This is a genomic window from Nocardioides jiangxiensis, from assembly GCF_030580915.1.
GTDB lineage: Bacteria > Actinomycetota > Actinomycetes > Propionibacteriales > Nocardioidaceae > Nocardioides > Nocardioides jiangxiensis.
Genome location: NZ_JAUQTA010000001.1, coordinates 1,525,170 through 1,551,261, shown reverse-complemented (window position 1 = coordinate 1,551,261; position 26,092 = coordinate 1,525,170). Strand labels below are relative to the sequence as shown.

23 protein-coding genes are annotated in these 26,092 nt (G+C 72.4%); 9 read left to right on the top strand and 14 right to left on the bottom strand.

From position 1 onward, the window contains the following. Positions 1 to 167 precede the first annotated feature (167 nt). The 4 genes from Q5722_RS07530 to Q5722_RS07515 are packed head-to-tail and all read left to right on the top strand — an operon-like array spanning position 168 to position 4,272. Positions 168 to 749 carry a helix-turn-helix domain-containing protein gene (locus Q5722_RS07530; RefSeq protein ID WP_305027594.1) on the top strand — a complete coding sequence of 194 codons (582 nt, stop codon included), beginning with the start codon at positions 168 to 170 and terminating at the stop codon, positions 747 to 749. A gap of 42 nt (positions 750 to 791) precedes the next feature. Then, on the top strand, positions 792 to 1,757 hold the full coding sequence (gene speB / locus Q5722_RS07525) for an agmatinase (protein ID WP_305027593.1): 966 nt from the start codon (positions 792 to 794) through the stop codon (positions 1,755 to 1,757). Between the two features lie 13 nt (positions 1,758 to 1,770). Beyond that, entirely contained in the window at positions 1,771 to 2,568 is a 798-nt protein-coding gene (locus tag Q5722_RS07520; RefSeq protein WP_305027592.1) for a carbon-nitrogen hydrolase family protein, read from the top strand. A 12-nt stretch (positions 2,569 to 2,580) separates the two neighbouring features. Beyond that, positions 2,581 to 4,272, top strand: a complete 1,692-nt coding sequence (locus tag Q5722_RS07515) for a flavin monoamine oxidase family protein (RefSeq protein WP_305027591.1) — start codon at positions 2,581 to 2,583, stop codon at positions 4,270 to 4,272. Between the two features lie 57 nt (positions 4,273 to 4,329). On the opposite strand, the gene Q5722_RS07510 is transcribed toward Q5722_RS07515, so the two are convergent. Together Q5722_RS07510 and Q5722_RS07505 are read right to left on the bottom strand one after the other, a co-directional pair. Further along, complete coding sequence (locus Q5722_RS07510) at positions 4,330 to 5,100, bottom strand: SGNH/GDSL hydrolase family protein (RefSeq protein WP_305027590.1); 771 nt, start codon at positions 5,098 to 5,100, stop codon at positions 4,330 to 4,332. Positions 5,101 to 5,157: 57 nt separating this feature from the next. After that, complete coding sequence (locus tag Q5722_RS07505) at positions 5,158 to 5,361, bottom strand: hypothetical protein (protein WP_305027589.1); 204 nt, start codon at positions 5,359 to 5,361, stop codon at positions 5,158 to 5,160. Between the two features lie 160 nt (positions 5,362 to 5,521). On the opposite strand from Q5722_RS07505, the gene Q5722_RS07500 reads away from it, so the two are divergent. Beyond that, the gene (locus Q5722_RS07500) at positions 5,522 to 6,145 is read left to right on the top strand and encodes a trimeric intracellular cation channel family protein (RefSeq protein WP_305027588.1); all 624 of its coding nucleotides are present in this window, start codon (positions 5,522 to 5,524) and stop codon (positions 6,143 to 6,145) included. A gap of 18 nt (positions 6,146 to 6,163) precedes the next feature. On the opposite strand, the gene Q5722_RS07495 is transcribed toward Q5722_RS07500, so the two are convergent. The 3 genes from Q5722_RS07495 to Q5722_RS07485 all read right to left on the bottom strand — a co-directional run bounded on the left by Q5722_RS07495 (position 6,164) and on the right by Q5722_RS07485 (position 9,429). Continuing rightward, positions 6,164 to 7,015, bottom strand: coding sequence for a lysophospholipid acyltransferase family protein (locus tag Q5722_RS07495; protein WP_305027587.1), 852 nt, complete (start codon positions 7,013 to 7,015; stop codon positions 6,164 to 6,166). Between the two features lie 105 nt (positions 7,016 to 7,120). Beyond that, complete coding sequence (locus Q5722_RS07490) at positions 7,121 to 8,092, bottom strand: D-alanine--D-alanine ligase family protein (protein ID WP_305027586.1); 972 nt, start codon at positions 8,090 to 8,092, stop codon at positions 7,121 to 7,123. 23 nt (positions 8,093 to 8,115) lie between these two features. After that, the gene (locus tag Q5722_RS07485; protein ID WP_305027585.1) at positions 8,116 to 9,429 is read right to left on the bottom strand and encodes an aminotransferase-like domain-containing protein; all 1,314 of its coding nucleotides are present in this window, start codon (positions 9,427 to 9,429) and stop codon (positions 8,116 to 8,118) included. Positions 9,430 to 9,458: 29 nt separating this feature from the next. Between Q5722_RS07485 and Q5722_RS07480 the strand changes: the two genes are divergently transcribed. From Q5722_RS07480 to Q5722_RS07470, 3 genes are all read left to right on the top strand, one after another. After that, a complete protein-coding gene (locus Q5722_RS07480; RefSeq protein ID WP_305027584.1) occupies positions 9,459 to 10,115 on the top strand; it encodes a GNAT family N-acetyltransferase in 657 nt (218 codons plus the stop codon). 69 nt (positions 10,116 to 10,184) lie between these two features. Next, complete coding sequence (locus Q5722_RS07475) at positions 10,185 to 10,784, top strand: TetR/AcrR family transcriptional regulator (RefSeq protein ID WP_305027583.1); 600 nt, start codon at positions 10,185 to 10,187, stop codon at positions 10,782 to 10,784. Then, positions 10,781 to 12,592, top strand: a complete 1,812-nt coding sequence (locus Q5722_RS07470) for an alpha/beta fold hydrolase (protein ID WP_305027582.1) — start codon at positions 10,781 to 10,783, stop codon at positions 12,590 to 12,592. Before Q5722_RS07475 ends, Q5722_RS07470 begins: the two co-directional genes overlap by 4 nt. Before the next feature lie 28 nt (positions 12,593 to 12,620). On the opposite strand, the gene Q5722_RS07465 is transcribed toward Q5722_RS07470, so the two are convergent. The 8 genes from Q5722_RS07465 to Q5722_RS07430 all read right to left on the bottom strand — a co-directional run bounded on the left by Q5722_RS07465 (position 12,621) and on the right by Q5722_RS07430 (position 22,746). After that, positions 12,621 to 13,841, bottom strand: a complete 1,221-nt coding sequence (locus tag Q5722_RS07465) for a pyridoxal phosphate-dependent aminotransferase (RefSeq protein WP_305027581.1) — start codon at positions 13,839 to 13,841, stop codon at positions 12,621 to 12,623. 138 nt (positions 13,842 to 13,979) lie between these two features. After that, the gene (gene trxA, locus Q5722_RS07460; RefSeq protein WP_305027580.1) at positions 13,980 to 14,306 is read right to left on the bottom strand and encodes a thioredoxin; all 327 of its coding nucleotides are present in this window, start codon (positions 14,304 to 14,306) and stop codon (positions 13,980 to 13,982) included. 123 nt (positions 14,307 to 14,429) lie between these two features. After that, complete coding sequence (gene trxB / locus Q5722_RS07455) at positions 14,430 to 15,422, bottom strand: thioredoxin-disulfide reductase (RefSeq protein ID WP_305027579.1); 993 nt, start codon at positions 15,420 to 15,422, stop codon at positions 14,430 to 14,432. 82 nt (positions 15,423 to 15,504) lie between these two features. Further along, positions 15,505 to 16,224 (bottom strand): hypothetical protein, encoded by a 720-nt coding sequence (locus tag Q5722_RS07450; protein WP_305027578.1) that lies wholly within the window; start codon positions 16,222 to 16,224, stop codon positions 15,505 to 15,507. 34 nt (positions 16,225 to 16,258) lie between these two features. Then, positions 16,259 to 16,936, bottom strand: coding sequence for an RNA polymerase sigma factor SigM (sigM, locus tag Q5722_RS07445; RefSeq protein WP_305027577.1), 678 nt, complete (start codon positions 16,934 to 16,936; stop codon positions 16,259 to 16,261). Continuing rightward, positions 16,933 to 18,723 (bottom strand): protein kinase family protein, encoded by a 1,791-nt coding sequence (locus Q5722_RS07440; RefSeq protein ID WP_305027576.1) that lies wholly within the window; start codon positions 18,721 to 18,723, stop codon positions 16,933 to 16,935. The genes sigM and Q5722_RS07440 overlap by 4 nt, the downstream gene beginning before the upstream one ends. A gap of 70 nt (positions 18,724 to 18,793) precedes the next feature. Then, the gene (gene murJ / locus Q5722_RS07435; protein WP_305027575.1) at positions 18,794 to 20,446 is read right to left on the bottom strand and encodes a murein biosynthesis integral membrane protein MurJ; all 1,653 of its coding nucleotides are present in this window, start codon (positions 20,444 to 20,446) and stop codon (positions 18,794 to 18,796) included. Then, positions 20,443 to 22,746: a DUF6049 family protein gene (locus Q5722_RS07430; RefSeq protein ID WP_305027574.1), complete on the bottom strand. Its 2,304-nt coding sequence runs from the start codon at positions 22,744 to 22,746 to the stop codon at positions 20,443 to 20,445. Before Q5722_RS07430 ends, murJ begins: the two co-directional genes overlap by 4 nt. Before the next feature lie 149 nt (positions 22,747 to 22,895). Here Q5722_RS07430 and Q5722_RS07425 point away from each other — a divergent pair, with 149 nt between their 5' ends. After that, positions 22,896 to 24,344, top strand: a complete 1,449-nt coding sequence (locus Q5722_RS07425; RefSeq protein ID WP_305027573.1) for a CCA tRNA nucleotidyltransferase — start codon at positions 22,896 to 22,898, stop codon at positions 24,342 to 24,344. 18 nt (positions 24,345 to 24,362) lie between these two features. Here Q5722_RS07425 and Q5722_RS07420 read toward each other — a convergent pair whose 3' ends face one another. Further along, positions 24,363 to 26,039, bottom strand: coding sequence for a TIGR03767 family metallophosphoesterase (locus Q5722_RS07420; RefSeq protein WP_305028346.1), 1,677 nt, complete (start codon positions 26,037 to 26,039; stop codon positions 24,363 to 24,365). Between the last annotated feature and the right edge of the window lie 53 nt (positions 26,040 to 26,092).

Genomic DNA, 26,092 nt, shown 5'->3' with positions numbered 1-26,092 from the left:
GGGCGTGTGTCCTGGGTCACCCGAGCATGTACCGGGAGTTTCCCGACTGTCAACCCTTGTTTCCTGACGAGGTGATGGTGTTTCATGCTGTCACCACGACGTGGCGCCCGTCACGTCGTCGACCCCGGAGACACGCGATGCACGCGATCCACGAGGAGGAGCGAGCCATGACGGCAACCGAGGCCCGGCAGCCCGAGAGCGCCCAGCTCGGCGCACAGCTCAAGGCCGTGCGCCAGGCCCGCCGCATGACGCTCGCGGAGGTCGCAGACACCGCCGGCATCACCAAGGGCTTCCTCTCCAAGATCGAGCGCGACCAGGCGACCGCCTCGGTCGCGACCCTCATGCGGATCTGCGAGGCGCTGCAGATCTCCGTCGGCGAGCTCTTCGACGCGCCCTCGGGCGACGTCGTACGCCGCGCGGCGTACCCGGCCATCAACTTCGGCGGAGTCGGGATGACGGAGTTCCTCCTGACCCCGCGCGGAGAGCAGCGGCTCCAGGCGATCCTCAGCGAGATCGAGCCGGGCGGCGGCAGCGGCGAGGAGCCGTACAGCCTGCCGGCCGACGTCGAGTTCGTCTTCGTCGTGTCGGGTCGCCTGGCCGTCACCCTGAAGGACGAGGAGATCGTCCTCGAGCAGGGCGACACCCTGACCTTCGCGCCGCACGCCCAGCACACGTTCCGCAGCACCCTCGAGACCGGCACGACCCAGGTCCTCTGGGTCTTCTCGCCCGCCCTGCCCGCACGCGGCTGAGCCGCGGCCCCTCGTTCCACCCACCAGATCGGAGACCCCGACATGTCCGAGCCGTCCACCCCGACCAGCACCCCGGTCGGCCCCGTCGACTCCTCGAAGACGCCCCGCTTCGCCGGCATCGCGACGTTCGCCCGCCTGCCCCGCCTCGAGGACGTCGGCCGCGCCGACATCGCGGTCATGGGCGTGCCGTTCGACAGCGGTGTCTCCTACCGGCCCGGTGCCCGCTTCGCGCCCGCCCAGATCCGCGAGGCCAGCCGCCTGCTGCGGCCCTACCACCCGGGTCTCGACGTCTCGCCGTTCGCCGCCGTGCAGGTGGCCGACGCGGGCGACATCGCCTGCAACCCCTACAACATCCCCGAGGCGCTCGACGCCGTGCAGGAGGGGGCCTCGAACCTCCTCGACGCCGGCTCGAAGATCGTCACGATCGGCGGCGACCACACCATCGCCCTGCCGCTGCTGCGCGAGATGAAGCGTCGCCACGGTCCTGTCGCACTGCTCCACTTCGACGCCCACCTCGACACCTGGGACACCTACTTCGGCGCCGACTACACCCACGGCACGCCGTTCCGACGGGCGTTCGAGGAGGACCTGCTCGACACCGAGGCGCTGGCCCACGCCGGCATCCGCGGCCCGCTCTACTCCAGGGACGACCTCACCGACGACGCCCGCATGGGCTTCGGCATCACCTCGGCCATGGACGTGATGAACCAGGGCGTCCCGGCCGTCGTCCAGGCGCTGCGGGAGCGCATCGGCGACCGACCGCTCTACATCTCCATCGACATCGACTGCCTCGACCCGGCCCACGCCCCCGGCACCGGTACGCCGGAGGCCGGCGGCCTCACCAGCCGCGAGCTGCTGGCGATCCTGCGCGGCCTGGCCGGCACCAACATCGTCGGCGCCGACGTCGTCGAGGTGGCCCCGGCCTACGACCACGCGGACATCACCGCGGTCGCCGCCTCCCACGTGGCGTACGAGCTCGTCTCCCTCATGGCGCTCCAGGGCCGCTGAGGAGCGACGAGCCATGAAGATCGCCGTCTGGCAGACCGGCTCGGCCGACCTCGGCCGGCTCCGTGAGCGCGCGCTCGAGGCGGCCCACGCCGGCGCACGCCTGCTGGTCGTGCCCGAGGCCTTCACCACCGGCTACAACGTGCCCGGCGTCGCCGACCTCGCCCAGCCGGCCGACGGCCCGTGGTCCGAGGCGGTCGCCGGGATCGCGGCCGAGGCCGGGCTGGCGGTCCTCTACGGCTTCCCCGAGCGCGAGGGGAGGCGCGTCTTCAACAGCGCGGCGCTCGTCGACCGCGACGGCTCCGTGCTGGCGAAGCACCGCAAGGCGCACCTGTACGGCGACGTCGACTGGTCGACGTACACGCCGGGGGACGCGCTCGGCGCGCTCGCCGAGCTCGACGGCCTGACCGTCGGCATCCTGATCTGCTACGACGTCGAGTTCCCGGAGTCGGTCCGGGCGGTCGCGCTCGCCGGCGCCGACCTCGTCGCCGTGCCCACGGCGCTCATGCGCCCCTACGAGGTGGTCGCGCGGACCCTGGTGCCCGCGCGCGCCTACGAGAACCAGGTCCATCTCGCCTATGCGAACAGGAGTGGGTCGGAAGGCTCGCTCACCTACTGCGGCGAGAGCTGCGTGGTCGGCCCCGATGGTGCCGACCTCGCCCGTGCAGGCTCCGGTGACGAGCTGGTGATGGCCGAGATCGACCCGGCCCGGCTCGCGTCCTCGCGCGCCGACAACACCCACCTCGGCGACCGCCGGCCGGAGCTCTACGGACCCCTGGTCCAGCCCCGCACCGGCGACGCCCCTGCCACCTGAGAGGAGCGACCGATGACCTCGGCCGTCCCCACCAACGCCACCACCCCCGACGAGCCGGCCAAGCCGATCACCATGTTCGGCCCCGACTTCCCCTTCGCCTACGACGACTACGTCGCACATCCCGCGGGCATCGGCTCCGTGCCGGAAGCCGCCCACGGCACCCGGGTCGCGATCGTCGGCGGCGGTCTCTCCGGCATGCTCGCCGCACGCGAGCTGCTCCGGATGGGCCTGCAGCCGGTCGTCTACGAGGCCGACCGGATCGGCGGTCGCATGCGCTCGGTGCCCTTCGAGGGCCATCCGGGCATCGTCGCGGAGATGGGCTCGATGCGGTTCCCCCCGTCGTCGACGACGCTGTTCCACTACCTCGACGAGATGGGGCTGCGGACCGAGGCGTTCCCCAACCCGCTCTCCGAGGCGACGCCCAGCACGGTGGTGGACCTCAAGGGCGAGACCCACTTCGCCCGCACGCTGGCCGACCTCCCACCCGTCTACACCGAGGTCGCCGAGGCGTGGACCCGTGCGCTCGAGGAGCACGCCGAGCTCGGGCCGCTCACCGAGGCGATCCGGACCCGCGACACCGCGAAGCTCAAGGAGATCTGGAACGAGCTGGTCCGCCGCTACGACGACGAGACCTTCTACGGCTTCCTCGCCCGCAGCGACGCCTTCCGCAGCTTCCGGCTGCGCGAGATCTTCGGCCAGGTCGGCTTCGGCACCGGCGGCTGGGACACCGACTACCCCAACTCGATCCTCGAGATCCTGCGGGTCGTCCTCACTGCGGCCGACGACCACCACCGCGGCATCGTCGGCGGCTCGCAGCAGCTGCCCGAGCGGCTCTGGTCGCGTCCGGTCGACGGCGCGGCGCACTGGCCGGCAGGCACGTCGGTGCAGGGCGTGCACGAGGGCGGCGTACCCCGCCCGGCGGTGACGGAGATCCGGCGTACGGCGGGGGACCGCTTCACGCTGCACGACGCCGACGGCCGCATCGACACCTTCGACGTGGTCGTCTACACCGCGCAGTCCTGGATGCTGCTCAACACCATCCGCGCGGACGAGGGGCTGCTGCCGATCGACCACTGGACCGCGATCGAGCGCACCCACTACATGGGCTCGAGCAAGGTCTTCGTCCTCGTCGACCGCCCGTTCTGGAAGGACATCGACCCGGCGACCGGCCGGGAGGTCATGAGCATGACGCTCACCGACCGGATGAGCCGTGGCACCTACCTCCTCGACCAGGGCGAGGGGAAGCCCGGCCTGATCTGCCTCAGCTACACGTGGTCCGACGACTCGCTCAAGCTGCTGCCGCTCGACGCCGAGGCGCGCATGGATCTGATGCTGAAGTCGCTCGAGGCGATCTACCCCGGCGTCGACATCCGCTCGCACGTGATCGCCTCGCCGGTGACGATCTCGTGGGAGGCGGAGAAGGCGTTCATGGGTGCGTTCAAGGCGAACCTCCCGGGCCACTACCGCTACCAGGAGCGGCTCTACACGCACTTCATGCAGGACCGGCTGCCCGCCGAGGCGCGCGGCCTCTTCCTCGCCGGCGACGACGTCTCCTGGACGGCCGGCTGGGCCGAGGGCGCGGTGACCACGGCGCTCAACGCGGTCTGGGGCGTCATGCACCACCTCGGCGGCTCGACCGCACCGGAGAACCCGGGGCCGGGCGACGTCTTCGACCAGATCGCGCCGTTGGTCCTCGAGGACTGACCCCCGGGTGGCTGGCGGTCACTCAGGTGACTGCCAGCCACCCAGGGTCGCCTCGCGTCAGGCGGCGTGCAGCGCGACCCGCGTACGCCGCGCGGTCTCGCGTGCTGCCCAGGGCGCCAGGTCGCGGACCCGCCGGCCCAGCCACGGTGCGACGTCGACGACGAGGGTCCGTGCCCGCTCGCGGCGGGTGGACGGGGCCGTGGTGCAGGCCGCCAACGGGAGCGGGAACCGCAGCCCCTCCGCGTTGAGCAGCTCACCGACCCGTCGGGCGAGCATGCGGTGGCCCAGCTCGGAGGGGTGCAGCCGGTCGAAGGCCCACATCTCCCGGGCCTGGATCAGCGGGTCCGCGCGGAGGTCGAGCTGCAGCACGCCATGGCGCTCGTGGACCTCGGCGTAGATGGCGTTGAGCTCGCCGATCCGGGCCCGCATCGGGCGGGCCAGCAGCCCGGGCAGCCCGAGCACCTTCGTGTGGTCGTGGAACTGCACGGTGACCAGCAGCGCACCCTGGGCCTCGAGCGCAGCCGCGCACTCCAGGAGGTCCTCGCGGATGCCGGCCGGGTCCCAGGACGCGCGCATCGCGTCGTTCAGGCCGACGACGAGTGAGGCGACCCGGGGCTGGTGGGCGACGGCGTCGGCCAGCTGCGCGCGGCGTACGTCGGCGACGGTCGCGCCCGCCACGGCCAGCTTGCAGAACGAGACCGGGTGCTCCTGCCCGATCGCCTCGGCGAGGAGCTGGGCCCACCCGCGCCAGCCGTCGGGGGTGGGGTCGCCCACCCCGCAGGAGGCGGAGTCTCCCAGGGCGGCGAAGCGGATGAGGTCGCGGGACATCGCAGTCTCCTCACGATGACCGCACCGTCGTGGCGGGCGAGGTCATGACGTCGCTCCTCAGATCGCCGCGAGCAGCTCGTCGGCCTGGGCGCGCAGGGCGAGTGCCGCTTCACGGTGACCCGCCACCGAGGGCGGGACCGGCTCCCAGTACGGCGTCGCCGCGGCCTCGTCGGCGGCGATCGCGTCCTCGTCGCGTGCCAGCTGCAGGAGCAGCGAGCGCATCCGGATCGCCGTACCGCTGTCGATGGTGGTGGTCTTCATGGCCCTCGCCTTCCTGTGTGTCTGCTCCGTCCGGGGGCACTTCCAGTGAAGGTCGGTCCACGCCCGAAGGGGACCCTCCGAACGGTCAGACCTGGTGCTCATTTCGGGTGGCCGGGCAGTCGCCGGACGGCGGGGCGCACGGCGTGGTTCACTCGCGCTCATGATGATGGCGCTCGACCTGCTGGCGATCTTCGTCTTCGGCGTCGCGGGTGGGCTCACGGCGGTCCGGATGCGGATGGACATCGTGGGCGTGGCGGTCCTGGGCACCGTCTCCGGCATCGGCGGCGGAATGATGCGCGACGTACTGATCGGGGCGCTGCCCTCGCCGCTGCTCTCGGACTGGCGCTATCTCTGCGCGCCGCTGGTCGGTGGCCTGCTCACCTTCTGGTTCCACCCGGCCCTCGGCCGGCTCGAGGGCGCCATCAACATCGTCGACGCCTTCGGTCTGGGCCTCTTCACCGTCGCCGGTGCGGTCAAGGCGACCGAGCACGGACTGGGGCCGGTCCCGGCGACGATGCTCGGCGTGATGACGGGCGTCGGGGGCGGTGTGCTGCGCGACGTCCTCACGCGGCAGGTGCCGGAGCTGCTCCGGTCCGGCACCCAGCTCTACGGCACGACGGCTCTCGCCGGCGCCGCGCTGACCGTGGCGGCGATGCGCCTCGACGCCCCTACTGTCGCGGTGGTGCTGCTCGGTGTGGCCGCGACGACGGGTTTCCGGCTGCTCACCATCTGGCGGGGGTGGACCGCGCCGAGCCCGGTCAGGTTGCCGCCGCTCCCGGAGTAGTCCCCGACGCCTGAGGCGTCAGCCCTTGGCTGCGGCCGCCTTCGCCGCAGCCTTGGCGGCCTTGCGCTCGGCGCGCGACTTCTTCTCCTCGGCGTCGAGCCGCTCGGCCTCCTCCAGCGACGGGGCGGAGCCGCCGTGGCTGGCGGGCACCCACCAGGCGCCCGCGGGCTTCTGGTCGGCCGGGTACGCCGCGATGCACTCCTCGAGGAGGTCGGACATGCGGCGCTTGAGCTCGGCGGTGTCGGCGGCGACGTCGGTGCCCTCGGGCACGAACGGCTCGCCCACGCGGATCACCAGGGTCTTGCCGCGCGACAGGTCACGGGCATGGCCCTTGGTCTGCACGCGGTGCATGCCGAAGTGCGCGACGGGGATGATCGGGACGCCGGCCTCGACGGCCATCCGGACGGCGCCGGACTTGATGTCCTTGATCAGGAACGAGCGCGAGATGGTCGCCTCGGGGTAGACACCCACGATCTCGCCGGCCTTGAGGGCGTCGACGGCGACCTGGAACGCCTCCGCACCGTTGGCCCGGTCCACGGCCAGGTGGTGGAAGGAGCGCATCAGCGGGCCGCCGACCTTGTGATCGAAGACCTCCTTCTTCGCCATGAACCGGGTGTAGCGCTTCTTCTTCACGCCCGGGTAGCCCGAGACGATGAAGTCGAGGTAAGAGTTGTGGTTGGTGGCCATCACGGCGCCGCCCTCCGAGGGGATGTTCTCCCAGCCCTCGAAGTCGATCGTCATGCCGCCGAGCCGGAACCAGGACTTCGCGGCGGCGATGATGATCGGGTAGGTGATGTCCATGCGGGCGTGCTCCTCGGGTGCTGTCCGGTCGACCGTGCGTCGGGGCGGAGAGAGGCCCCAGACTGCCATGGTGGTGGAGGGAAGCGACAGATTCCTGACGTGGCGAGGTGAATCCCCCGCCTGACGTTGTTCGCCAGGAACAACGACTACCCGCCGTGCGGAGGCCGCGGGGTATCAGCGCCTCGCAGCCGCGCTGATGATGTCGGCGACCACCGTGCCGAGGTCGAGCCCCGCGGACTGCACCGCGAGCGGCACGATCGAGGTCTCGGTGAAGCCCGGCGCGACGTTGACCTCGAGGAACCAGACGGTGCCCTCGGCGTCCACGATCAGGTCCGAGCGCGACAGGTCGCGCAGGCCGAACGCCGCGTGCGCGGTGAGCGCGACGCGCTGGCACTCGGCCGTGAGCTCGTCGGAGAGCTTCGCCGGGGTCTGGAACGTCGTGCTGCCGGCGGTGTAGCGCGCCGTGAAGTCGTAGACGCCGCTGTCGGGCTTGATGCCGACGACCGGGAGGGCACGGGGACCGGAGCCGTCGTCGACGATCGGCACGGCGACCTCCTCACCCTCGACGAACTGCTCCAGCAGCGCGACCGTGCCGTAGGCGTAGGCGCTGACCATCGCCGACGGCAGCTCGTCGGCGGAGCGGACGACCGTGCAGCCCAGCGCCGAGCCGCTCTTGGCCGGCTTCACCATGAGGGGCAGGCCGAGGCGCTCCACGATCAGGTCCATGACCGCCGCGGCGCCGAGCTCGCGGAACGACTCCGCGGGCAGCACGACGGAGGCCGGGGTGTGCAGGCCCGCGCGCTCGGCCACCGTCTTCGCCACGGGCTTGTCGAAGGCGACCCGGCAGGCCTCGGCGACGGCGCCGACGTAGGGGACGCCGAGCAGGTCGAGGACCTCACGGATCGTGCCGTCCTCACCGGTCTCGCCGTGCAGCATCGGGACGACGCAGGCCGGCTTCGACGCGAGCAGATCGGGCAGCAGCGAGGAGTCGACGTCACGCTCCTCGACCTCGAGGCCGGCCGAGCGCAGGGCCTCGGCCACGCGGCGTCCCGAGCGGAGCGACACGTCGCGCTCGTGGGACAGGCCGCCCGCGAGCACCACGATCCGGCCGGCGGGGCGGTCGGCGGGCACGGGGTTCTCGGTCACGTCGTCTCCAGGGGGTGCGCGGGTCAGGACAGGTCGTTGCTGGGCGCGTCGTAGTCGGAGGCGCGGATCGCCGGGATGGTGCCGGTCGCGCCGAAGGTCTCGCGCAGCTCCATCTCCGCCTCGAGCACGCCGGCCAGTCGGCGTACGCCCTCGCGGATCCGCTCCGGGGTGGGGTAGCAGAAGGAGAGCCGCATGGAGGAGGAGCCGAACCCGTCGGCGAAGAACGCCGTGCCGGGGACGTAGGCGACACGGGCGGTGACCGCGCGGGGCAGCATCGCCTTCGCGTCGATGCCCGGCGGAAGGGTGAGCCAGACGTAGAAGCCGCCGGTCGGGACGTTCCAGCGGCAGGCAGCCGGCATGAAGTCCTCGAGCGCGCTGATCATCGCGTCGCGGCGCTCCTTGTACATCGCACGGAACGCCTCGACCTGGCCCAGCCAGTCGTGGTTCTCGAGGTACCTGGAGATCGCCAACTGCGAGAAGGCGCTCGGGCAGAGCGTGGCCGACTCCTGCGCGAGCACGAGCTTCTCGCGCACTGCGTGGGGCGCGAGCGCCCAGCCGACGCGGAACCCGGGGGCGAAGGTCTTGGAGAAGGAGCCGAGGTAGATGACACCCTCGGGCTCGTCGGCGCGGAGCGCGCGGTGGATCGTGCCCTCGAAGCCGAGCAGGCCGTAGGGGTTGTCCTCGAGGATGAGGATGTCGGCCTCGCGGCAGATCCGGAGGATCTCGGGACGGCGCTCGGCGCTCAGCGAGATGCCACCGGGGTTGTGGTAGTTCGGGATCGTGTAGAGGAACTTGATCGTCTTGCCGGCCGCCCTGGTGACCGCGATCGCCTGGGCCAGTGCCTCCGGCACGAGGCCGTCGGCGTCCATCTCGACGTGCACGACGTCGGCCTCGTAGGCCCGGAAGACGCCCAGCGCGCCCAGGTAGCTGGGCGCCTCGCAGAGCACCACGTCACCCGGGTCGCAGAAGATGCGGGTCACCAGGTCGACGGCCTGCTGTGAGCCGACGGTCACGACGACGTCGTCGGGGTGCGCCTCGATGCCCTCGAGCCGCATGACCTCGCAGATCTGCTCGCGCAGCTCGGGGGTGCCCTGGCCGGAGCCGTACTGCATGGCGACCGGACCGTCGTGGGCGATCAGGTCGGCGATGCCCTTGCCGACCACGTCGAGCGGGAGGTCGCTGATGTTGGGCATGCCGCCGGCGAGGCTGACGACCTCGGGCCGGCTGGCCACGGAGAAGAGGGCGCGGACCTCGGAGGCCTTCATCCCCTCGGTGCGCGCGGCGTACCTGTCGACGTACTGGTCGAGCCGCGTGCTCCCGCGGGTGATGTCGCTCATGATGGAGTCAAGGATAGGAGGTGGCGTCCATGGGTTTGTCGCGTCGTCCCGTCCGCCTGGCGGTCGACCACCTCGCTGCGGTCGAGGGCCACGGACACGACTGCCTCTTCTGGCAGCTCGACCCGGTACGTCGGGCGCGCCTCACCGCCGCCGAGGCAGCGGAGGAGAAGCGTGACTGGGTCTCCGAGGTGCTGCGCGAGTGGGGCGCCTGCGGCCACGTCCTGCTCGACGGCGACCGGGTTGCCGCGCACGCGCTCTACGCGCCGCCCGCCTTCGCGCCGGGCAGTGGCGTCCTGCCGACCGCTCCTGTGACGCCCGACGCGGTGCAGCTGCTGACCGTCCACGTGGACCCCGGCTACCGCGGCGGTGGGCTCGGCCGGCTGCTCGTGCGCGCTGCCGCGAAGGACCTGGTCGACCGCGACGTCCTGGCCCTCGAGGCGTTCGGTGACAGTCGGCGTCACCCGCACGGCTGCGTCCTCCCGACCGGCTTCCTCACCGCGCTCGGGTTCCGCACCCAGCGTGCCCACCCGTCGTACCCGCGGATGCGGATGGAGCTGCGCTCCACGCTGCGCTGGAAGGACGAGGTCGAGCAGGCGATCGGCGCGCTGCTCGACGCCGTCCGGCCGGTGAAGCAGCCGAAGCCGGCGCCTCCCGCGGTGCGGGGAGAGGGCTCCGGCCAGGGCTAGCCCGACCGCCGTGGAGGGCACGGGCCAGCGCCGCTTGCCAAAATATGTAGACCGGTCTAGTTTCTCCCTATGGCAACCAAGGGAGACCTGACGAAGGCACGGCTCGCGGAGTCGATGCTCGAGCTCATCCAGACGAACGGCTACAGCGGCACCGGTCTCAGCGCCGTCATCGCGCACGCGTCCGCCCCCAAGGGGTCGGTCTACTTCCACTTCCCTGACGGCAAGGAGGGCCTCGGTCTCGCGGCGGTCGAGCTCGCGGCCCGGCGCTTCGAGACGTTGATCGCGGAGGCGGCACTCGAGGCGGGCACGCCCGCCGGCTCCATCCGTGCCGCGATCGCGGCGCTCTCGGCCATCGTGGGCGACAGCGGCTTCCAGCTGGGGTGCCCGGTCTCGGTGGTCACCCTCGAGATGGGTGCCGAGAGCGAGCGCCTGCGCGAGGCGTGCGCGACGGCCTTCGAGTCCTGGATCTCCCCGACGGCGGCGTTCCTCGAGAGCAACGGTCTCGCTGCGGGTGAGGCCCGCGAGCTGGCGACGGTCGTGGTCGCGACGATCGAAGGCGCAGTCATCGTCTCGCGCGCCCTGCGCAGCACCCAGCCGCTGGCGAACGCCGCGGACGTCCTCGCGGAGCTCGTCGACCAGCGCTGCGGGACCGCGGGAGCGGCGCGATGACCCGGCACGCCCTCGTCTTCGGCGCCTCCGGGCTGATCGGTCGCCACCTGATGCTGACCCTCGCCGCCGACGGCGCCGACGTGACCGCCGCAGTGCGTACGCCGGAGTCCGGCGCCCGCGTGGAGCGGTGGCTCCGCGACCACGGCCTCGCACGGAGCATCGCCACGGCGATCGTCGACTTCGACGCCGAGGAGATCCTCGCCGGTGGGCCGTCGGCGTTCGCGGACGTCACGGAGATCCACCAGTGCGCCGGCGACTTCCGGTTCGGCATGAGCGTCGAGGAGGCCCGCCGCGGGAACGTGGACCTCGTCGAGAAGGTGGTCGACTTCGCTGCCGGCATCCCGGACCTCCAGCGGGTCGTCTACGTCTCTGGCTACCGGGTCGGAGGCCAGGACCCGGCGGGGGTGCCCTGGTCGGCGGAGCGCCGTGCCGCGACGTACGCCGAGCTGGGTGCCTACGAAGCGTCGAAGATGGAGGCCGACGCGGTCTTCCAGGCGCGTGCCGCCGAGCGCGGGGTGCCGTGGACCATGGTGAACCCGGCGACCGTCATCGGCGACAGCCGGACGGGCGAGACCGACCAGCAGATCGGCATCGCGTCGTCGATCGGGCAGCTGTGGGAGGGCAGGCTCGCGGCGCTGCCGGGCGACGAGAGGACCTTCCTGCCCGTCCTCACCGTCGACCACCTGGCGGCCTTCATGGTGGCTGCGGCCGCGGATCCGGCAGCCGCCGGCCACGCCTACTGGGTCCTCGACGACGACACGCCGCCGCTCGCGGACCTGCTCGGCCATGTGGGCCGGCACCTCGGCGTGAAGGTCCCGCGGCTGCGGCTCCCCGTCGGTCTGCTCACCCGACTGCCGCAGTCGATCACCAAGGCGGACCCCGAGACGCTCACCTTCCTCTCCTCGGACCGCTACCCGACTGCGTCAGCCCGCGAGCTCGCGGCACGGCACGGGATCCAGACGCCCGACGTGCGGGTCTCGCTCGAGCGGTGGGGCGACCACCTCGCCGCGCACCGCTTCGGCGCCGCCCCGGCCGGGGACCGGCGGTTCGTCGACGTCGGTGGTGTCCGGACGTTCGAGGTCGGCGTCGCCGGCTCCGACCGCGTGATCCTCCCCGGCCTGCCGGTGAACGCCGACACCTGGGCGGGCGTCGCCCGCTCCATCGGCGCGCGTGCCGTCGACCTGCCCGGCCTCGGGCTCAGCGGCGGCTCGGGCGTGGAGGACTGGGACACGTGGCTTGCTTCCCTCGTCGGGGCTGACGGTCCGGTCCACCTCGTCGGCCACTCGGTCGGCGCGGCCGCCGCGGTGCTCGCAGCAGACCGCTTCCCCGGGCGGGTCGGGTCGCTGACGCTGGTCGCACCGTTCTTCCTCCAGGGCCGGATGCCGGCCTCGGTCCGGGTCCGGCCGCTGGTCCGGCACTGGCTGCGCCACACGGACCCGCTGCGGCTCTCCCGGCAGCTGACCGGCAGCGACCTGCACGCCGAGGACCTCGTGTCGAGCGTCGGCGACCTCCGGCGCCGTACCGCGGGCCGTGTGGCCGCCCAGCTCGCCCGGGCCGGTTCCGAGCAGTGGCGGGGCGAGCTGCGGGAGGCGCTCGCGCGGTTCGACGGGCCGGTCCGGATCGTCACGGGCAGCGATGACCCGCTTGCCAGCGACGTGGCCGGGCAGCTCGCCCGGCGGAACGTCGAGCTGGTCATCGTCCCCGGTGCCGGGCACCACCCGCAGCTGACGCATGGCGGTGAGCTCGCCGCCGTCCTCGGGGTGCCGGTCGGGTCGGCGGCGCCGACCCTGCAGGAACCGACACGGTGACACGTCTCTGTGTCGGTTCGTGCAGGTGTCAGCCCTGGCGGCGGATCTCCAGGAACTCCGCGATCCGCTCGATCGCCTCGCTCAGCACCTTCTCGTCCGGCAGCGTGACCAGCCGGAAGTGATCCGGCTTCGGCCAGTTGAAGCCGGTGCCGTGGGTGACCAGGATCTTCTTGGCGCGCAGCAGGTCGATCACGAACTGCTGGTCGTCCTCGATCGGGTAGACCTCGGGGTCCAGCCGCGGGAAGCAGTAGAGCGCGCCCTTCGGCGTCACGTTGGAGACGCCGGGGATCTCGTTGAGCAGCCGGTCGGCGAGCATCGCCTGGTCGTAGAACCGGCCGCCCGGCACGATCAGCTCCTCGATCGACTGGTAGCCGCCGAGCGCCGCCTGGATCGCGTGCTGTGCCGGCACGTTGGAGCACATGCGCATGTTGGCGATGAGGGTCAGGCCCTCGAGGAAGTCGGTGGCGATCTCCTTCGGCCCCGACACCATCACCCAGCCGGCGCGGTAGCCGCAGACCCGGTACGCCTTGGAGAGTCCCGAGAAGGTCAGGCAGAGCACGTCGTCGCCGGCATACGTCGCAGCATGGTGGTGCACCGCGTCGTCGAAGAGGATCTTCTCGTAGATCTCGTCGGCCATCAGCACCAGGTTGTGCCGCCGGGCGATGTCGACCAGGCCCTTGACGACGTCCTCGGAGTAGACCGCGCCCGTCGGGTTGTTGGGGTTGATGATCACCAGGGCGTGGGTGTTCTCGGTGATCTTCGACTCGATGTCGGCGAGGTCGGGGTTCCAGCCGTTGGTCTCGTCGCAGAGGTAGTGGACCGGGGTGCCACCGCTCAGGGTGACGGCTGCCGTCCACAGCGGGTAGTCGGGCGCCGGCACGAGGATCTCGTTGCCGTCGTCGATGAACGTCTGCAGCACCATCGAGATCAGCTCGGAGACGCCGTTGCCGATGTAGATGTCGTCGACGCCGACGTCGCGCAGACCGTGCGACTGGTAGTAGTTCATGACGGCGGTGCGCGCCGACCAGATGCCCTTGGAGTCGCTGTAGCCCGCGGCCTTCTGCAGGTGGTGCACCATGTCGGCGACGATCTGCTCCGGCGGCTCGAAGCCGAACGGGCCGGTGTTGCCGATGTTGAGCTTGAGGATCCGGTGGCCCTCGGCCTCGAGCCGCTGGGCCTCGACGAGGATCGGTCCGCGCACGTCGTACCGGACACCCTGCAGCTTCTTGCTCTGACGAATCTGGCGCACGGCGCATTCTCTCAGGCGACCCTCGCGCGGCGCCATGGAGATCCCGGTACGACGAAGGCCGCCTCTCCCGTGCGGGAGAGGCGGCCTCGCGTGGCGTCTTCGTCAGCCGATCGTGCTCGGCTGCTCAGCGGCCCGGCTTCAGCCGATGAAGTCCTCGAGCTCCTTGAGGAGCGCGCCCTTCGGCTTGGCGCCGACGATGGTCTTGACGATCTCGCCGTTCTGGAAGACGGCGAGGGTCGGGATGCCCGTGACGCGGTAGTTGGACGGCGTCACCGGGTTCTCGTCGACGTTCATCTTGAGGAACGTGATCTTGTCGCCGTGGGCGGTGTTGATCTCGTCCAGGATCGGGGCGACCTGGCGGCACGGGCCGCACCACTCGGCCCAGAAGTCCACGAGGACCGGCTTGTCGGACTTGAGGACGTCGGCGTCGAACGCGGCGTCGGTCACGGCGGGGATGTTGCCCACGGTTTTCCCTTTCGGTTTCCCTGCTCGACCGGTGTTGGTGAGCGCGGGGTAGTCAGCTCAGAGGCTTGGTACGGGGGTTCAAACACTACGTCGCCCGGATGCATTCCCCGGGACGGCGCGGGATCAGACGGTCTCGCAGCCGGCCTCGACGGCGGTGGCCTCGGCCGAGCCGGCCGTGGAGGCCGCGTGGTCGAGGGCCGCGATGTAGCGCTCGGCGTCGAGAGCCGAGGCGCAGCCCGAGCCCGCGGCGGTGATCGCCTGCATGTAGTGGGTGTCGACCAGGTCGCCGGCACCGAAGACGCCCGCGAGGTTGGTGTGCGTGTTGGGCGAGTTCACCAGGACGTAGCCCTCGGAGTCGAGGTCGACCTGACCCTTGACGAGCTCGGAGCGCGGGTCGTGGCCGATGGCGACGAAGAGGCCGGTGACCGCGAGGTCGCGGGTCTCGCCCGTGACGGTGTCGCGCAGGGTCAGGCCTTCCAGCGACTCGGTGCCGTTGATCGAGGCGACCTCGGCGTTCCAGACCATCTCGATCTTCGGGTCGGCGAAGGCGCGCTCCTGCATCGCCTTCGAGGCGCGCAGCTCGTCGCGACGGTGCACCAGGTAGACCTTCGAGGCGAAGCGGCTCAGGAAGGTGGCCTCCTCGACGGCCGAGTCGCCGCCGCCGATGACCGCGATCGCCTGCTCGCGGAAGAAGAAGCCGTCGCAGGTCGCGCAGTAGGAGACGCCCCGGCCGGAGAGCGCGTCCTCGTTGGGGAGGCCGAGCTTCCGGTGGGCCGAACCCATCGCGAGGATGACGGAGCGGGCGCGGAACTCGCCGTCGTAGGTCTTGACGACCTTGATGTCACCGGTGAGGTCGACCTCGGTGACGTCGTCGGTGACCAGCTCGGCGCCGAAGCGCTCGGCCTGGGCACGCATCTCGTCCATCAGGGCCGGGCCCATGATGCCGTCGCGGAAGCCGGGGTAGTTCTCGACCTCGGTGGTCTGCATGAGGGCACCGCCCGCGCTGACCGCACCCTCGAAGACCAGCGGCTTCAGGCTGGCGCGCGCGGCGTAGACCGCGGCGGTGTAACCGGCCGGGCCGGAGCCGATGATGATGACGTTGCGGACTTCGCTCATGAGCGGTTGGCCTCCTGGCCGGTGGATCGGGTGACGTGTGCTGCTCAACCGATCCTAGGCGCGCGTTGTTCCGCGGCCCGGCTCAGTCCAGCGGGAGCGTCGTCGGCACGCCTCCGTCACAGGGATACGCCGTCACGAGCGTCGCCGCGATCTCCGGCCGGAGCACGATGAGCACCGGCTCCGCGTCGCGTACGCCGCTGAAGATCCGGCTGCCGTCGGGAAGGTCATCCGGCAAGGTCGCACCGCAGGCGGCGGCCGAGGCTGCGTACGCCGACGGGACGCGCGCGTCCTCCTGGGGTGCCGTGGGCGCGGCGTCCTTGGCCACGCTGCTGAGCGCCGGGTCGCCGGTCGGCAGCGGGCGCACGTGGCGGATGCCTGCGCGGGCCAGGTCCGCGCGGATCTCGGGGGTGATCGCGAGCTGCATCTGGCCGCCCAGGTTGTCGAGGGCGCCGTCGACGTTCCCGGCACCGGCGCGGCTCGAGGGCGAGGGGGCCGTCGCCTCGGCCCGGTCGGCGGTCGTGAGCGAGTCGGCGTGGTCGCCGCGGTGCAGCAGCTGGGTGCCGCCGAGGCCGATCGCGGTGAGGGCCGCGGCAGCCGCCAGGACCGCGGGCCACCGGCGCCGGCGCAGCGGGACCACGGGCGCGACGTCGGCCGGCGCCCCGGCCGAACGCTCCGCCACCAGCCCGGCGAGGCGCTCGTCGAGGCGTGCGGCGACGTCGTCCGGCAGCGGCTCCTCGTGGCGCGCGGCGCGCAGGGAGCGGCGTACGGCGTCGGTCTGGTCGGGCGTGAGGTCCTCGGACATGGTCACCTCCTCGGGGGTCGCGGGATCGGTCGGGTCAGGCGGGCTGGACGGTGCCGTCGGCCGGCGGGGCGCGGCTGGGGCTCGTGGATGGGACGTCGGCATCGGCCGGCGGGTTCCCGGGGTCGGGGGTGTCCCCGGTCTCACGGAGAACGCCGAGCAGGGGCGCGAGCCGGGCGCGTCCGCGGGCACAGCGCGACTTCACCGTGCCCACCGCGCAGTCGAGGATCGTCGCCGCCTCGGCGACGGAGTAGCCCTCCATGTCGACGAGCACGAGGGCAGCGCGCTGCTCGGCGGGGAGGGACGCGAGCGCATCGAGCACGACGGCACGCCGGTCGTGGGCCTCGGCCACCACCGCCGGCTCGACGGGAGCCCGCTCCGGTGAGCGCAGGCGGGTCTCGAGGTCGTCGGGCAACGGGTCCGCGGTGCGGATCCGTTCGTGGCGCACCCGGTCGAGGCACGCGTTGACGACGATCCGGTGCAGCCAGGTGGTCACGGCGGCCTCGCCGCGCCAGGACGCCGCACGACGGAAGGCCGAGACCATCGCGTCCTGCAGGGCGTCGGCCGCGTCGTCGGGGTCCCCCAGGGTCCGGAGCGCGACGGCCCACAGCCGGTCGCGGTGCCGCCGGAAGAGCAGCCCGAACGCCTCGGGGTCACCGTCGACGTGGGCGGCGAGCAGGTCGGCGTCGGATCCCTCCGGCCCGCTCTCGCTCACGCGTGGACCTCGACCTCGGCGATCGCGCCGCGGAACTGTCCGGAGACCTGCGGGAGGCTGGTCATCCACACGACGAGGAACCGCGACGAGAACGCCTTCGTCGGGGTGAGCGTGATGGTGGAGCTGCCGGAGCCCGAGGCGACGGCGTCGAGCCCGTCGACCGTGCCGGGAGACGTGCCACCCGCTGCGAAGAGCTGCAGCGAGGTCGCCCCACCCTGCACCGTCACGTCCACGGACGTCACCGTGTGGCTCGCGCCGAGGTCGAGCACCAGCCCGACACCCGCCTTGAGGCCGGCCGGGCCGAGGTCCTGGTCGTAGCCCGAGGTCGTCCATGCCGTGGTGGCCTTGCCGTCGACGGCCAGCGCGGCATCGCTGTTGTGCTCGTCGTTGTCGCCGAGCGGGTCGAACGCCGTGGCCCGCACGCCGGGGAGCGGCTTCGCGGACGCCGAGGGGCCGCCGCTGCCCGAGCCGGTCGAGGTGTCACCGTCGTGCCGGACCAGGCCTGCGATGACGTAGGCCATCGGGAGCAGGACCAGGATCGCCAGCAGCACGAGGGCGCCGCGCAGCCAGCTCCGCCCGGGGACCGGCTCGGCCGGCTCCTTCTCCTCGACGGCAGGGATCGCCGGCAGCTCGCCCGTGTTGCCGAAGGGCCAGAAGCCCGCGTCGGCGGAGGTCGGTGGCGGCAGCCGTCGCAGCCGTCCCTCGGGCGGGTCGGGCGCGAAGAGCGGCCGCTCCGGCACCTCCTCGAACGGCGGGGGAGGAGCGGGTGCGACCTCCGACGGCGTGTGCCAGTCGGGGTCGGCCAGCGCAGCAGCCTCGGGGTCGTCGGCGTCGCCGAACACGGGCGCGCCGATCTGGGTGCGCTCGACGTCGTCCTCGGTCACGGCGGGGGTGAGCACGGTGTCGTCGGGCGACGGCCCGTCCATCGGCGGAACGGGGACCGGTGCGGTCACGGCCGCGAGGGCGCCGGTCGCGTCGGTGTCGTCGGTGCCGGGGCGGCGTACGGGCGTGGTGCCGGTGCGCAGCCGGTCGGCTTCGGCGGCTGCGACGGTCGCCGGGTCGCCGATGTAGTCGGTGAGCGCCTCGGCGACCTCCGCCGCGCTCGTGAAGCGCGTGCCGGCGCCGAGCAGGCTGTCGCAGATGCCGTCGAGCACCCGCGGAACGCCGGCACGCACCTGGCGCGGGCGAAGCGGCCGGCCGTGCTCGATCGGTGCGGACGGCACACCGGACTCGGAGACGCCGCTCCAGCGTCCGGTGAGGGCGGCGTAGAGCAGGCCACCGAGGTCGGTGATGTCGGCCGATGCACGGCCCGGCGGCAGGCCGTGCAGGGCCGCGTCGACCGCGAAGCCGATGATCTTCACGGCTCCGGTGGTGTCGATGAGGACGTTCTCGGGGACCAGGCGCCCGTGGGCCACTCCGGCGGCGTGGCCGGCGGCGATCATCCCTGCCACCTCGGAGACCAGCCATGCGGCGCGGACCGGGGAGAGGGGCTCCTCGGCGATGAGGTGGTTGAGCGAGGTGCCCTCGCCCCACTCGTTGACGACGTAGTGGAGCCCGTCGACGCTCGCGCTGTCGAGCACCCGGAGCAGGCGCGGGTCCTGGACGGTGGCGGAACGCCGCGCCGCCTCCTCGAGCAGGGGGCCGCGCGGGTCGTCCTCCGGGATCAGGTGCAGGGCGACGTCGCGGGCGAGGACGAGGTCGTGGGCACGCCAGAACCGGCCGCCGTTGCGGTCGTGGAGGAGCACGGTCAGGCGGTACCGCGACGCGAGGACGTCACCGGGTCGCATGCCTACCTCCTCGCCGCGATCGTGGAGCTGCTCGGTGAAACCCTAGTCGCTCCGGCGTAGCTGCGGAGGGTCAGCGGAGCCCGGGGATGCGGCGGGTGAAGCCCTGGACCATCTCGGTCACCTCGACAATCCGGAACAACCGTGCGAACCCGAGGAAGACCAGGCCGTAGACGCCGCCGACGACGCCCAGGAAGACGATCACCTCGAGCTTGTTGGGGTCGTCGCCGATCAGGCCGTCGAGCTGACCGGCGACCAGCCAGGCCACGACCAGCGCGGGCAGGATCGCCAGCAGCATCCGGACACCGAAGCGCACGAGGCGAGGCGTGTCGAGGCCGCCGAGGCGCCGTGCCAGCAGCCCGTACGCCGTGGCCGCGCCGACCGCGTACGCGCCGGTGTAGGCGAGGCCGAGCGCCGGGCTGACCGAGTGCGCGAGGGCGCGGCCGACCAGCACGTAGGCCAGCACGATGTTGACCAGCGCGATCACGCACTGGATCCAGAAGACCAGCTGGGTCCGCTCCAGCGCGTAGAAGCCGCGGACGATCAGGTAGTGCGAGGTGAAGAAGACCAGCGAGAAGCCGAGCACGACCACGGTCGGCTCGAAGTCGCGGTAGGACTTCGCGGCAGCGCCGTAGCCCCAGACCAGGCTGGACAGGTTCGTGGCGATCACGGGCAGCAGGGCCACGAACGGGAGCACCAGAGCCAGCGCCGTGCGCAGCGAGCTGTTGACGGTCCTCGCCATCCCGGCGTGGTCGCCGTCGTGGGCCAGCCGGGTGAGCTGAGGCAGGATCGCGGTGGCCAGCGAGACCGTCACGATCGAGTGCGGCACCAGGGTGAGCAGGCTGGCGCTGGAGTAGATCGTGTAGCCGGTGCCGCCCGTCGAGTGCAGGGCGCCGCTCGCCGTACCGCTGGAGGCCAGGCGCACGACGACGAGGTTGGCGACCTGGCTGGCGACGATCAGGAGCACCGTCCACAGGCCCAGGCGGGCCGTGTGGCCGAGGCCGGCGCCGCGGAAGTCGAAGCGCGGCTGGTAGCGGAAGCCGACCGCCCGCAGGTAGGGCAGGAGGATGAAGAACTGCATCGCGATGCCCAGCGTCGACCCGAGGCCGAGCAGCAGCTCCTGGCTCGGACCGTAGGCGCCGCTCGGGTCGGCCGCGGGGCCGAACCAGACCAGGTAGCCGACGAGGATCGCGATGGAGATGACGTTGTTGGCGATGGGCGCCCAGAACATCGGTGCGAAGCTGCCGCGGGCGTTGAGCACCTGACCGATCAGCACGAACATGCCGTAGAAGAAGACCTGGGGCAGGCAGTAGCGCGCGAAGTCGATGACCGACTGCCGCTGGTCGTGGAGTGCGGGGTCGTTGTACGAGCTGTCGAGGTAGAGGCTCATCACCGCAGGCGCGGCGACGACGAGGATCACCGTCACCGCGATGAGGAAGAGGCCCGCGAGCGTGATGATGCGGTTGGTGAAGGCCTCGCCGCCATCGGAGTCGTCGCGACCGGCCCGCACCAGCTGCGGCACCAGCACCGCGTTGACCACGCCGCCGAGGAGCAGCACGTAGAGGATGTTCGGCACCGAGTTGGCGATGTTGAAGATGTCGGCGTGCAGGGCGGTGCCGAGGGCAGCAGCCAGCAGGATCGACCGGGCGTAGCCGCTGAGCCGTGACACCACCGTGCCCGCCGCCATGATCGCGCTGTTGCCGATCACGCTACGGGTCTCGCTCATGGTGCCTCCGGGGTCTCGGTGTCCGTCGTGGTGCCGTCCTCGGGGTCCCTCCCCGGGACGACGGCCGGCGTCGCGGCCCGGGCCCGCAGCCGCTTGCGCCAGCGCAGGGCGATCGCACCGAAGAGCAGGGCTGCTCCGCCGCCCATGATCAGCCAGATCACCCAGCCGACGTCGCGGGAACGGATCGAGATGTCCTGTGACTTGCGGATCGGGTGGCCGTCCTCGTCGGTGACCACCAGGACGACGGAGTGGACGCCGGGTCCGGTGGCCCTGGCGACCAGGTTCACCGTGCGGCTCGAGGACGCCGGGACGTTGATCGTGCGGGGTGCCCGGATGTCGAGGCCGCCGGTGGTCGTCGCACGGATGCCCAGCCGGATCGGGCGCGTCAGGTCGTTGGTCACCGTCATCGCGAAGGGGCCCTCGGTCGAGCCGAGGATCACGAAACGGGGCACCGACACGTCCACGCTGGCGAGCCGGTCGTCGAACCAGGCGACCGCCCCGCCGAGGTTGGCGGTGGCCGTGCCCTCGAGCTCGGCGGCGGCCAGCGACGTGTCGCGGGCGAAGTACGACGTGGCGGACAGCGCCTCGCGCGCCGCGGTCGCGGCCAGTCCGGCGTTGCGGGGGAGGATCCGGTCGAGCGTGTCGCCGAGCTCGGTGAGCCGGTCGGCCTCCGCGAACGTGCTGTGGGGGATCTCGCGGTCGAGCTGGCCGCTCGGGTAGGCGAGGTCCTCGAGCTCGGGGGCGGTCCCGTCCGGAGCGCTGACGCCGGTGAGCCGCAGGAACGAGCGGTCGAGCTCGTCGAAGAAGTGGGCCACCCGCGGGCCGGGATCGGCGTCGTACGGGAGGACGACGAGGGCGGGATCCGTGGCGTCCTCGTCGGAGCGCAGCAGCCCCTCGGCGAGGAGCCGCTGGCGCAGGGCGAGCGCGCGGGACCCGTCCGTGGGGCCGGGGCCACCGAGGGAGAGGCTGCTCCCGGCGACGAGGACCTGCTCGCCGCCGATGGACACCGACGACGGCACCGCGTCGGCGGTCGCCAGGGAGTCGGGGAGCGCGGCGGAGGACACGATCACGGTGGCGCCGTCGGCCAGCTCGCGGGCCTCCGCCGGCAGCAGCCCGTTGGGCGGCACGATCGCCGGGGTCGCGGCCACGTCGAGGTCCTTGAAGACCGCCTCCGACTCCTGCCGGGCCCGGGCCAGGGCGCGCACGTCGTGGTGGGAGGCGCCGGCGACGTCCAGGTCGCCGTACGGCAGGGCGAGCACCGGCAGGCGGCGGGCGACGTCGGTGAAGCTGCGCAGCCACGCGGCGGCGTCGTCCGCGACGGCGGCCGTCGCGTCGTCCTGCGGGTCGGGATCGGCCGCGGCGGGCGAGGCGTCGTCCGACGGGGCCACGGTGGCGGTGCCGAGGTCGCGAGCCGGGTTGCCGGCAGCCAGCTCCCGTACCGCGTCGACGACAGCGGGGTCGACCAGCAGGGTCGCCTCGCCTGCCGGAGCGCTCGCGGCGAGCGCGAGCATGTTGCTCAGCCGGCCCCCCGTGCCCAGGTCCGTCGCCCAGGTGTCGGGGTTGGCCAGGCGGCCGTCTGCGGTGTGGAGCGTGCGGGCCCGGATCGGCAGCACGAGCGAGAACGCCGCGTCCGGTCGCGGCCCCGCGCTCTCACCGACCTGCGGGAGGAAGGTCCGCACCGTCCCGTCGGCCACGGAGTCGCGCCCCTCGGTCGACGTGCCGAGCGCCTGCACGCCGAACCAGTACACGCCCGGCTGGGAACCGATGCCGAGCCGGTCGCGGTCCACCTTCAGCCGGTACGCCGCGGAGGCGCCGGGCGCGAGCGAGTCGATCGTCGTGAACACGGAGGTGCGGCCGCAGACGACGTCGTCGGTGGTCGCCTCGGCCGCGTGGTCGAGCTCGTGGCTGCTCGTGATCGGCGCCCCCGAGCTGCACGCGTAGACGTTGATGTCCGTCCACGTCTCGTCGCTGTCGTTGACCACCCGGCCCCGGACCACGACCGCCTTCTCCTTCGGCACGACCGCCGAGGAGAGCCCGGTCATGGTGACGCCGAGCGGAAGGGCGGTGGGCGTCGCGTCGGTGCCCGCGGCGGCGCGCAGGGACGCCGCCCGCGGCGCTGCGTGTTTCGCGGTGGTCGCCTCGGTCACCGCTCCGCCGAGCGCAGCTGCTGCCTGGCCGTCCGCGTCGGCCTGTGCGCCGATCACGCGCTGCAGGTCCTCGCCCTGATGCGTGGGCAGGCCAAGCACCAGTCCGGCGATCACGACCAGCGGCGCGAGGAGGGCAGCCAGCAGTCGGATCACCCGCTCACCCTAGGGCACGGGTGACCATCGGGACCGCCTCCGCCGCCGTGCCGGCAACGCGGCCGGGCCGGCCCGTCACGCCGTCCGATGGCCGCCCGTGCCCGCGGCGCTGACGGGTCCGGCGCCCGTGGCGACTACTCTTGTCCCTCGTGTCCCAGCCCAGCCAGCCGCCGCTTCTCCTGGCCGACGTCCAGAGGCGCGTGGCCGCGGAGCTCGACCGCCTCGGCCCCGTGATCGACGAGCTCGGTGCGCGCTTCGAAGCGGCGGGCGAGCAGCTCGCCCTCGTCGGCGGCCCCGTCCGCGACGCGATGCTCGGACGCCTGCAGAACGACCTCGACTTCACCACCTCGGCCCACCCCGACGTGACCGAGCGGATCCTCAAGGGCTTCGCCGACGCGGTCTGGGACCTGGGCAAGGAGTTCGGCACGATCGGCGCCCGCAAGGGCGACTGGCAGATCGAGATCACGACCTGGCGCTCGGAGTCCTACGACCCGTCCTCCCGGAAGCCGTCGGTGGCCTACGGCACCAGCCTCCACGGCGACCTGCGCCGCCGTGACTTCACCGTCAACGCGATGGCGCTGACCATCCCGGGGCGTCAGCTCGAGGACCCCTACGGCGGCATCGTCGACCTCGCCCAGCGCGTGCTGCGCACGCCGGGCACGCCGGAGGAGTCGTTCTCCGACGACCCTCTGCGCATGATGCGCGCCGCCCGCTTCGCCGCCCAGCTCGGCTTCGCGGTCGCCCCCGAGGTGGTCGAGGCGATGACCGCGATGGCGGAGCGGATCACGATCATCTCCGCCGAGCGCGTGCGCGACGAGCTGGTCAAGCTGGTCCTCGCCCCGCAGCCCCGTATGGGCCTGGGCCTGCTCGTCGACACCGGGCTCGCGGCGTACGTCCTGCCGGAGCTGCCCGCCCTCGCGCTCGAGCGCGACGAGCACCACCGCCACAAGGACGTCTACGAGCACACGCTGACCGTGCTGGAGCAGGCGATCGACCTGGAGAAGCAGCGTGGCCACGAGCCGGACTTCGTCTCCCGCTTCGCGGCCCTCATGCACGACGTGGGCAAGCCGAAGACCCGCCGCTTCCAGGACGACGGCGTCGTCACGTTCCACCACCACGACGTCGTCGGGGCGAAGATCACCCGCAAGCGGATGCAGGCGCTGCGCTTCTCCAACGAGCAGATCGAGGCGGTCTCCTCCCTGGTCGAGCTGCACCTGCGCTTCCACGGCTACGGCTCGGGTGAGTGGACCGACTCCGCCGTACGCCGCTACGTGCGCGACGCGGGCGACCAGCTCGAGCGGCTGCACATCCTGACCCGCGCCGACTGCACCACGCGCAACCAGCGCAAGGCGGCGCGGCTGCGGCGTACCTATGACGACCTCGAGGCGCGCATCGCGCGGCTCTCCGAGGAGGAGGAGCTCGCCTCCATCCGCCCGGACCTTGACGGCAACCAGATCATGGAGATCCTCGGTATCGGGCCGGGTCGCCAGGTGGGCGAGGCCTACAAGTGGCTGCTCGACCTGCGTCTGGACGAGGGGCCGAAGACGCCCGAGCAGGCCGAGGCCGCGCTGCGCGCCTGGTGGGCCGCCCGCGGCTGAGGCCGGTCGACGCGCTCCTCAGGAGAACGGGTCGACGAGCACCAGCTCCGCGTTGCGATCGGCCGGGTCGCCGCCGCGCTCCCGCTGGCCGAGGTCGTTGAACGCCAGCTCGCGGTAGAGGCCGGCCAGTGAGGCGGTCGAGAGGTCCTCGTACGACGGACGCAGCGGTGAGTCCGCATCCAGCATGGTGGTCAGCAGCGAGACGGTGCCGTCGCCGTTGGCCGCGACCTCGATGATCCGGGCCTGCTGCGGCGCGTCGATGTGGGAGACGGTGTTGACCTCCCAGAAGGACCGCTTCGGGTCCCGGTGCCGTCGCGGCTTGATCGTGTTGCTGTGGCAGTGACCGGTGACCCAGGCCAGCACGTTCGGGTGCCGGTGCAGGAGGTCGAGTACGGCGCCGCCGCCGTGGCGAGCCTCGTCGGGGAGCCGCGGGTCCGGCACGAGGTTGGACATCGTCCAGGACGGGTGGTGGCTGAAGACCAGCACGTGGTCGTCCGCGTGCGCGGCGAGGGTCCGGTCGAGCCAGGCCAGCTGCGCCGCGCCGATCGAGCCGTCCGCGCCGCCGGCCTGGTTGGTGGTGTCGAGGCTGACCGCGACGACCGTCTCGCCGAGCCGGTGGACGTAGTGGAGGCGCGTGGCGTCCGCGTCGGCGTCGTACCCGTGTCCGACCGGGCCCGCGCCGGTGAAGCGCGGCGAGCGCAGCGCGGCGAGGTACTCCTCGGTGGTGAAGGGTGCCCGACGCGGGTCTGCGGTGACGGAGCGGACGTCGCCACGTCGGGCCAGGTCCTCGAGGAGGCCGGAGGCCTGGTCGACGTGCCGCGGATCCAGCTCGGTGCAGCTGGCGAGCTGTGCGAGGAAGACGGTGGCGTCGCCGTTCGCGCCGTAGAGCTTGCGCGAGCCCGTGGCCCACTCGGCGGCGAACGGCCGGGTCATCAGGGTGCCCATGACCGTGTCGTCGTGGTTGCCCATCGTCATCAGCCACGGCACCGCCAGCCCGGGGGCGTAGAACGGGCGCATCGCGGCGTCCAGCAGGTCGGGCAGGTGGGGGAAGCCCGCCTTCGCGTAGCGGTCCTCGGCCTCCGACCCCGGCTGCCAGTGGCGCCAGAGTCCTGCGTTGGCCACGCCCTCGTACGACGCGCCCCCGCTGTCGGGATGCACGCGGCCACCTGCGAGCACGCTGAGGAGCACGTCCAGCTCGGTGCCGCTGTGGTTGTCGGTGGTGTCGCCGGTCGCGATCACGGCATCCAGCGGCCGACCGGTCAGCGGTCCGACGGCCAGCCCGTTGATGGCGCCGACCAGGGCGTTGGCGCCCTGCGGCCCGAGCAGCTCCTGCGGCCGGTACGCCGTGCCGACCTTGCCGTCGAGGTACTCCCACCGCATCGGGTTCTGGGTGTCGACGATGTGCAGGTCGGTGACCTGGACCACCGCCGCCAGTCCGGTCCGCCGCTCGGTCCGCCCCGGCCGCGCCGCCGCCAGGTCGTGACGGACGACCACCGGCTCCCCGTCGCGGGAGGCGAGCCGCCGATAGCCCGTCCGCCCCGTGGCGGCGATGGTGCTGTCGAGCGTCGTGCCGCGCGCGAAGACCGGCTGCCGCTCCGTCTCGTCGGCTGTCCGCGACCAGCCGCCCGTCGCGCCGGTCAGTGCCACCGCACCGACGCCGTAGAGGCCTGTCTGCACCGCCGTACGGCGGGTCATCGTCACCACGCGGCCGTTCTCGCAGGCCAGACCGAGGATCCGGGAACCATCCG

Bases quoted from the DNA above. Each gene is read 5' to 3' on its own strand.
- Q5722_RS07530 (WP_305027594.1), top strand. From the start codon at position 168: ATGACGGCAACCGAGGCCCGGCAGCCCGAGAGCGCCCAGCTCGGCGCA.
- speB (WP_305027593.1), top strand. From the start codon at position 792: ATGTCCGAGCCGTCCACCCCGACCAGCACCCCGGTCGGCCCCGTCGAC.
- Q5722_RS07520 (WP_305027592.1), top strand. From the start codon at position 1,771: ATGAAGATCGCCGTCTGGCAGACCGGCTCGGCCGACCTCGGCCGGCTC.
- Q5722_RS07515 (WP_305027591.1), top strand. From the start codon at position 2,581: ATGACCTCGGCCGTCCCCACCAACGCCACCACCCCCGACGAGCCGGCC.
- Q5722_RS07510 (WP_305027590.1), bottom strand. From the start codon at position 5,100: ATGTCCCGCGACCTCATCCGCTTCGCCGCCCTGGGAGACTCCGCCTCC.
- Q5722_RS07505 (WP_305027589.1), bottom strand. From the start codon at position 5,361: ATGAAGACCACCACCATCGACAGCGGTACGGCGATCCGGATGCGCTCG.
- Q5722_RS07500 (WP_305027588.1), top strand. From the start codon at position 5,522: ATGATGATGGCGCTCGACCTGCTGGCGATCTTCGTCTTCGGCGTCGCG.
- Q5722_RS07495 (WP_305027587.1), bottom strand. From the start codon at position 7,015: ATGGCAGTCTGGGGCCTCTCTCCGCCCCGACGCACGGTCGACCGGACA.
- Q5722_RS07485 (WP_305027585.1), bottom strand. From the start codon at position 9,429: ATGAGCGACATCACCCGCGGGAGCACGCGGCTCGACCAGTACGTCGAC.
- Q5722_RS07480 (WP_305027584.1), top strand. From the start codon at position 9,459: ATGGGTTTGTCGCGTCGTCCCGTCCGCCTGGCGGTCGACCACCTCGCT.
- Q5722_RS07475 (WP_305027583.1), top strand. From the start codon at position 10,185: ATGGCAACCAAGGGAGACCTGACGAAGGCACGGCTCGCGGAGTCGATG.
- Q5722_RS07470 (WP_305027582.1), top strand. From the start codon at position 10,781: ATGACCCGGCACGCCCTCGTCTTCGGCGCCTCCGGGCTGATCGGTCGC.
- trxB (WP_305027579.1), bottom strand. From the start codon at position 15,422: ATGAGCGAAGTCCGCAACGTCATCATCATCGGCTCCGGCCCGGCCGGT.
- Q5722_RS07450 (WP_305027578.1), bottom strand. From the start codon at position 16,224: ATGTCCGAGGACCTCACGCCCGACCAGACCGACGCCGTACGCCGCTCC.
- Q5722_RS07440 (WP_305027576.1), bottom strand. From the start codon at position 18,723: ATGCGACCCGGTGACGTCCTCGCGTCGCGGTACCGCCTGACCGTGCTC.
- murJ (WP_305027575.1), bottom strand. From the start codon at position 20,446: ATGAGCGAGACCCGTAGCGTGATCGGCAACAGCGCGATCATGGCGGCG.
- Q5722_RS07420 (WP_305028346.1), bottom strand. From the start codon at position 26,039: ATGACCCGCCGTACGGCGGTGCAGACAGGCCTCTACGGCGTCGGTGCG.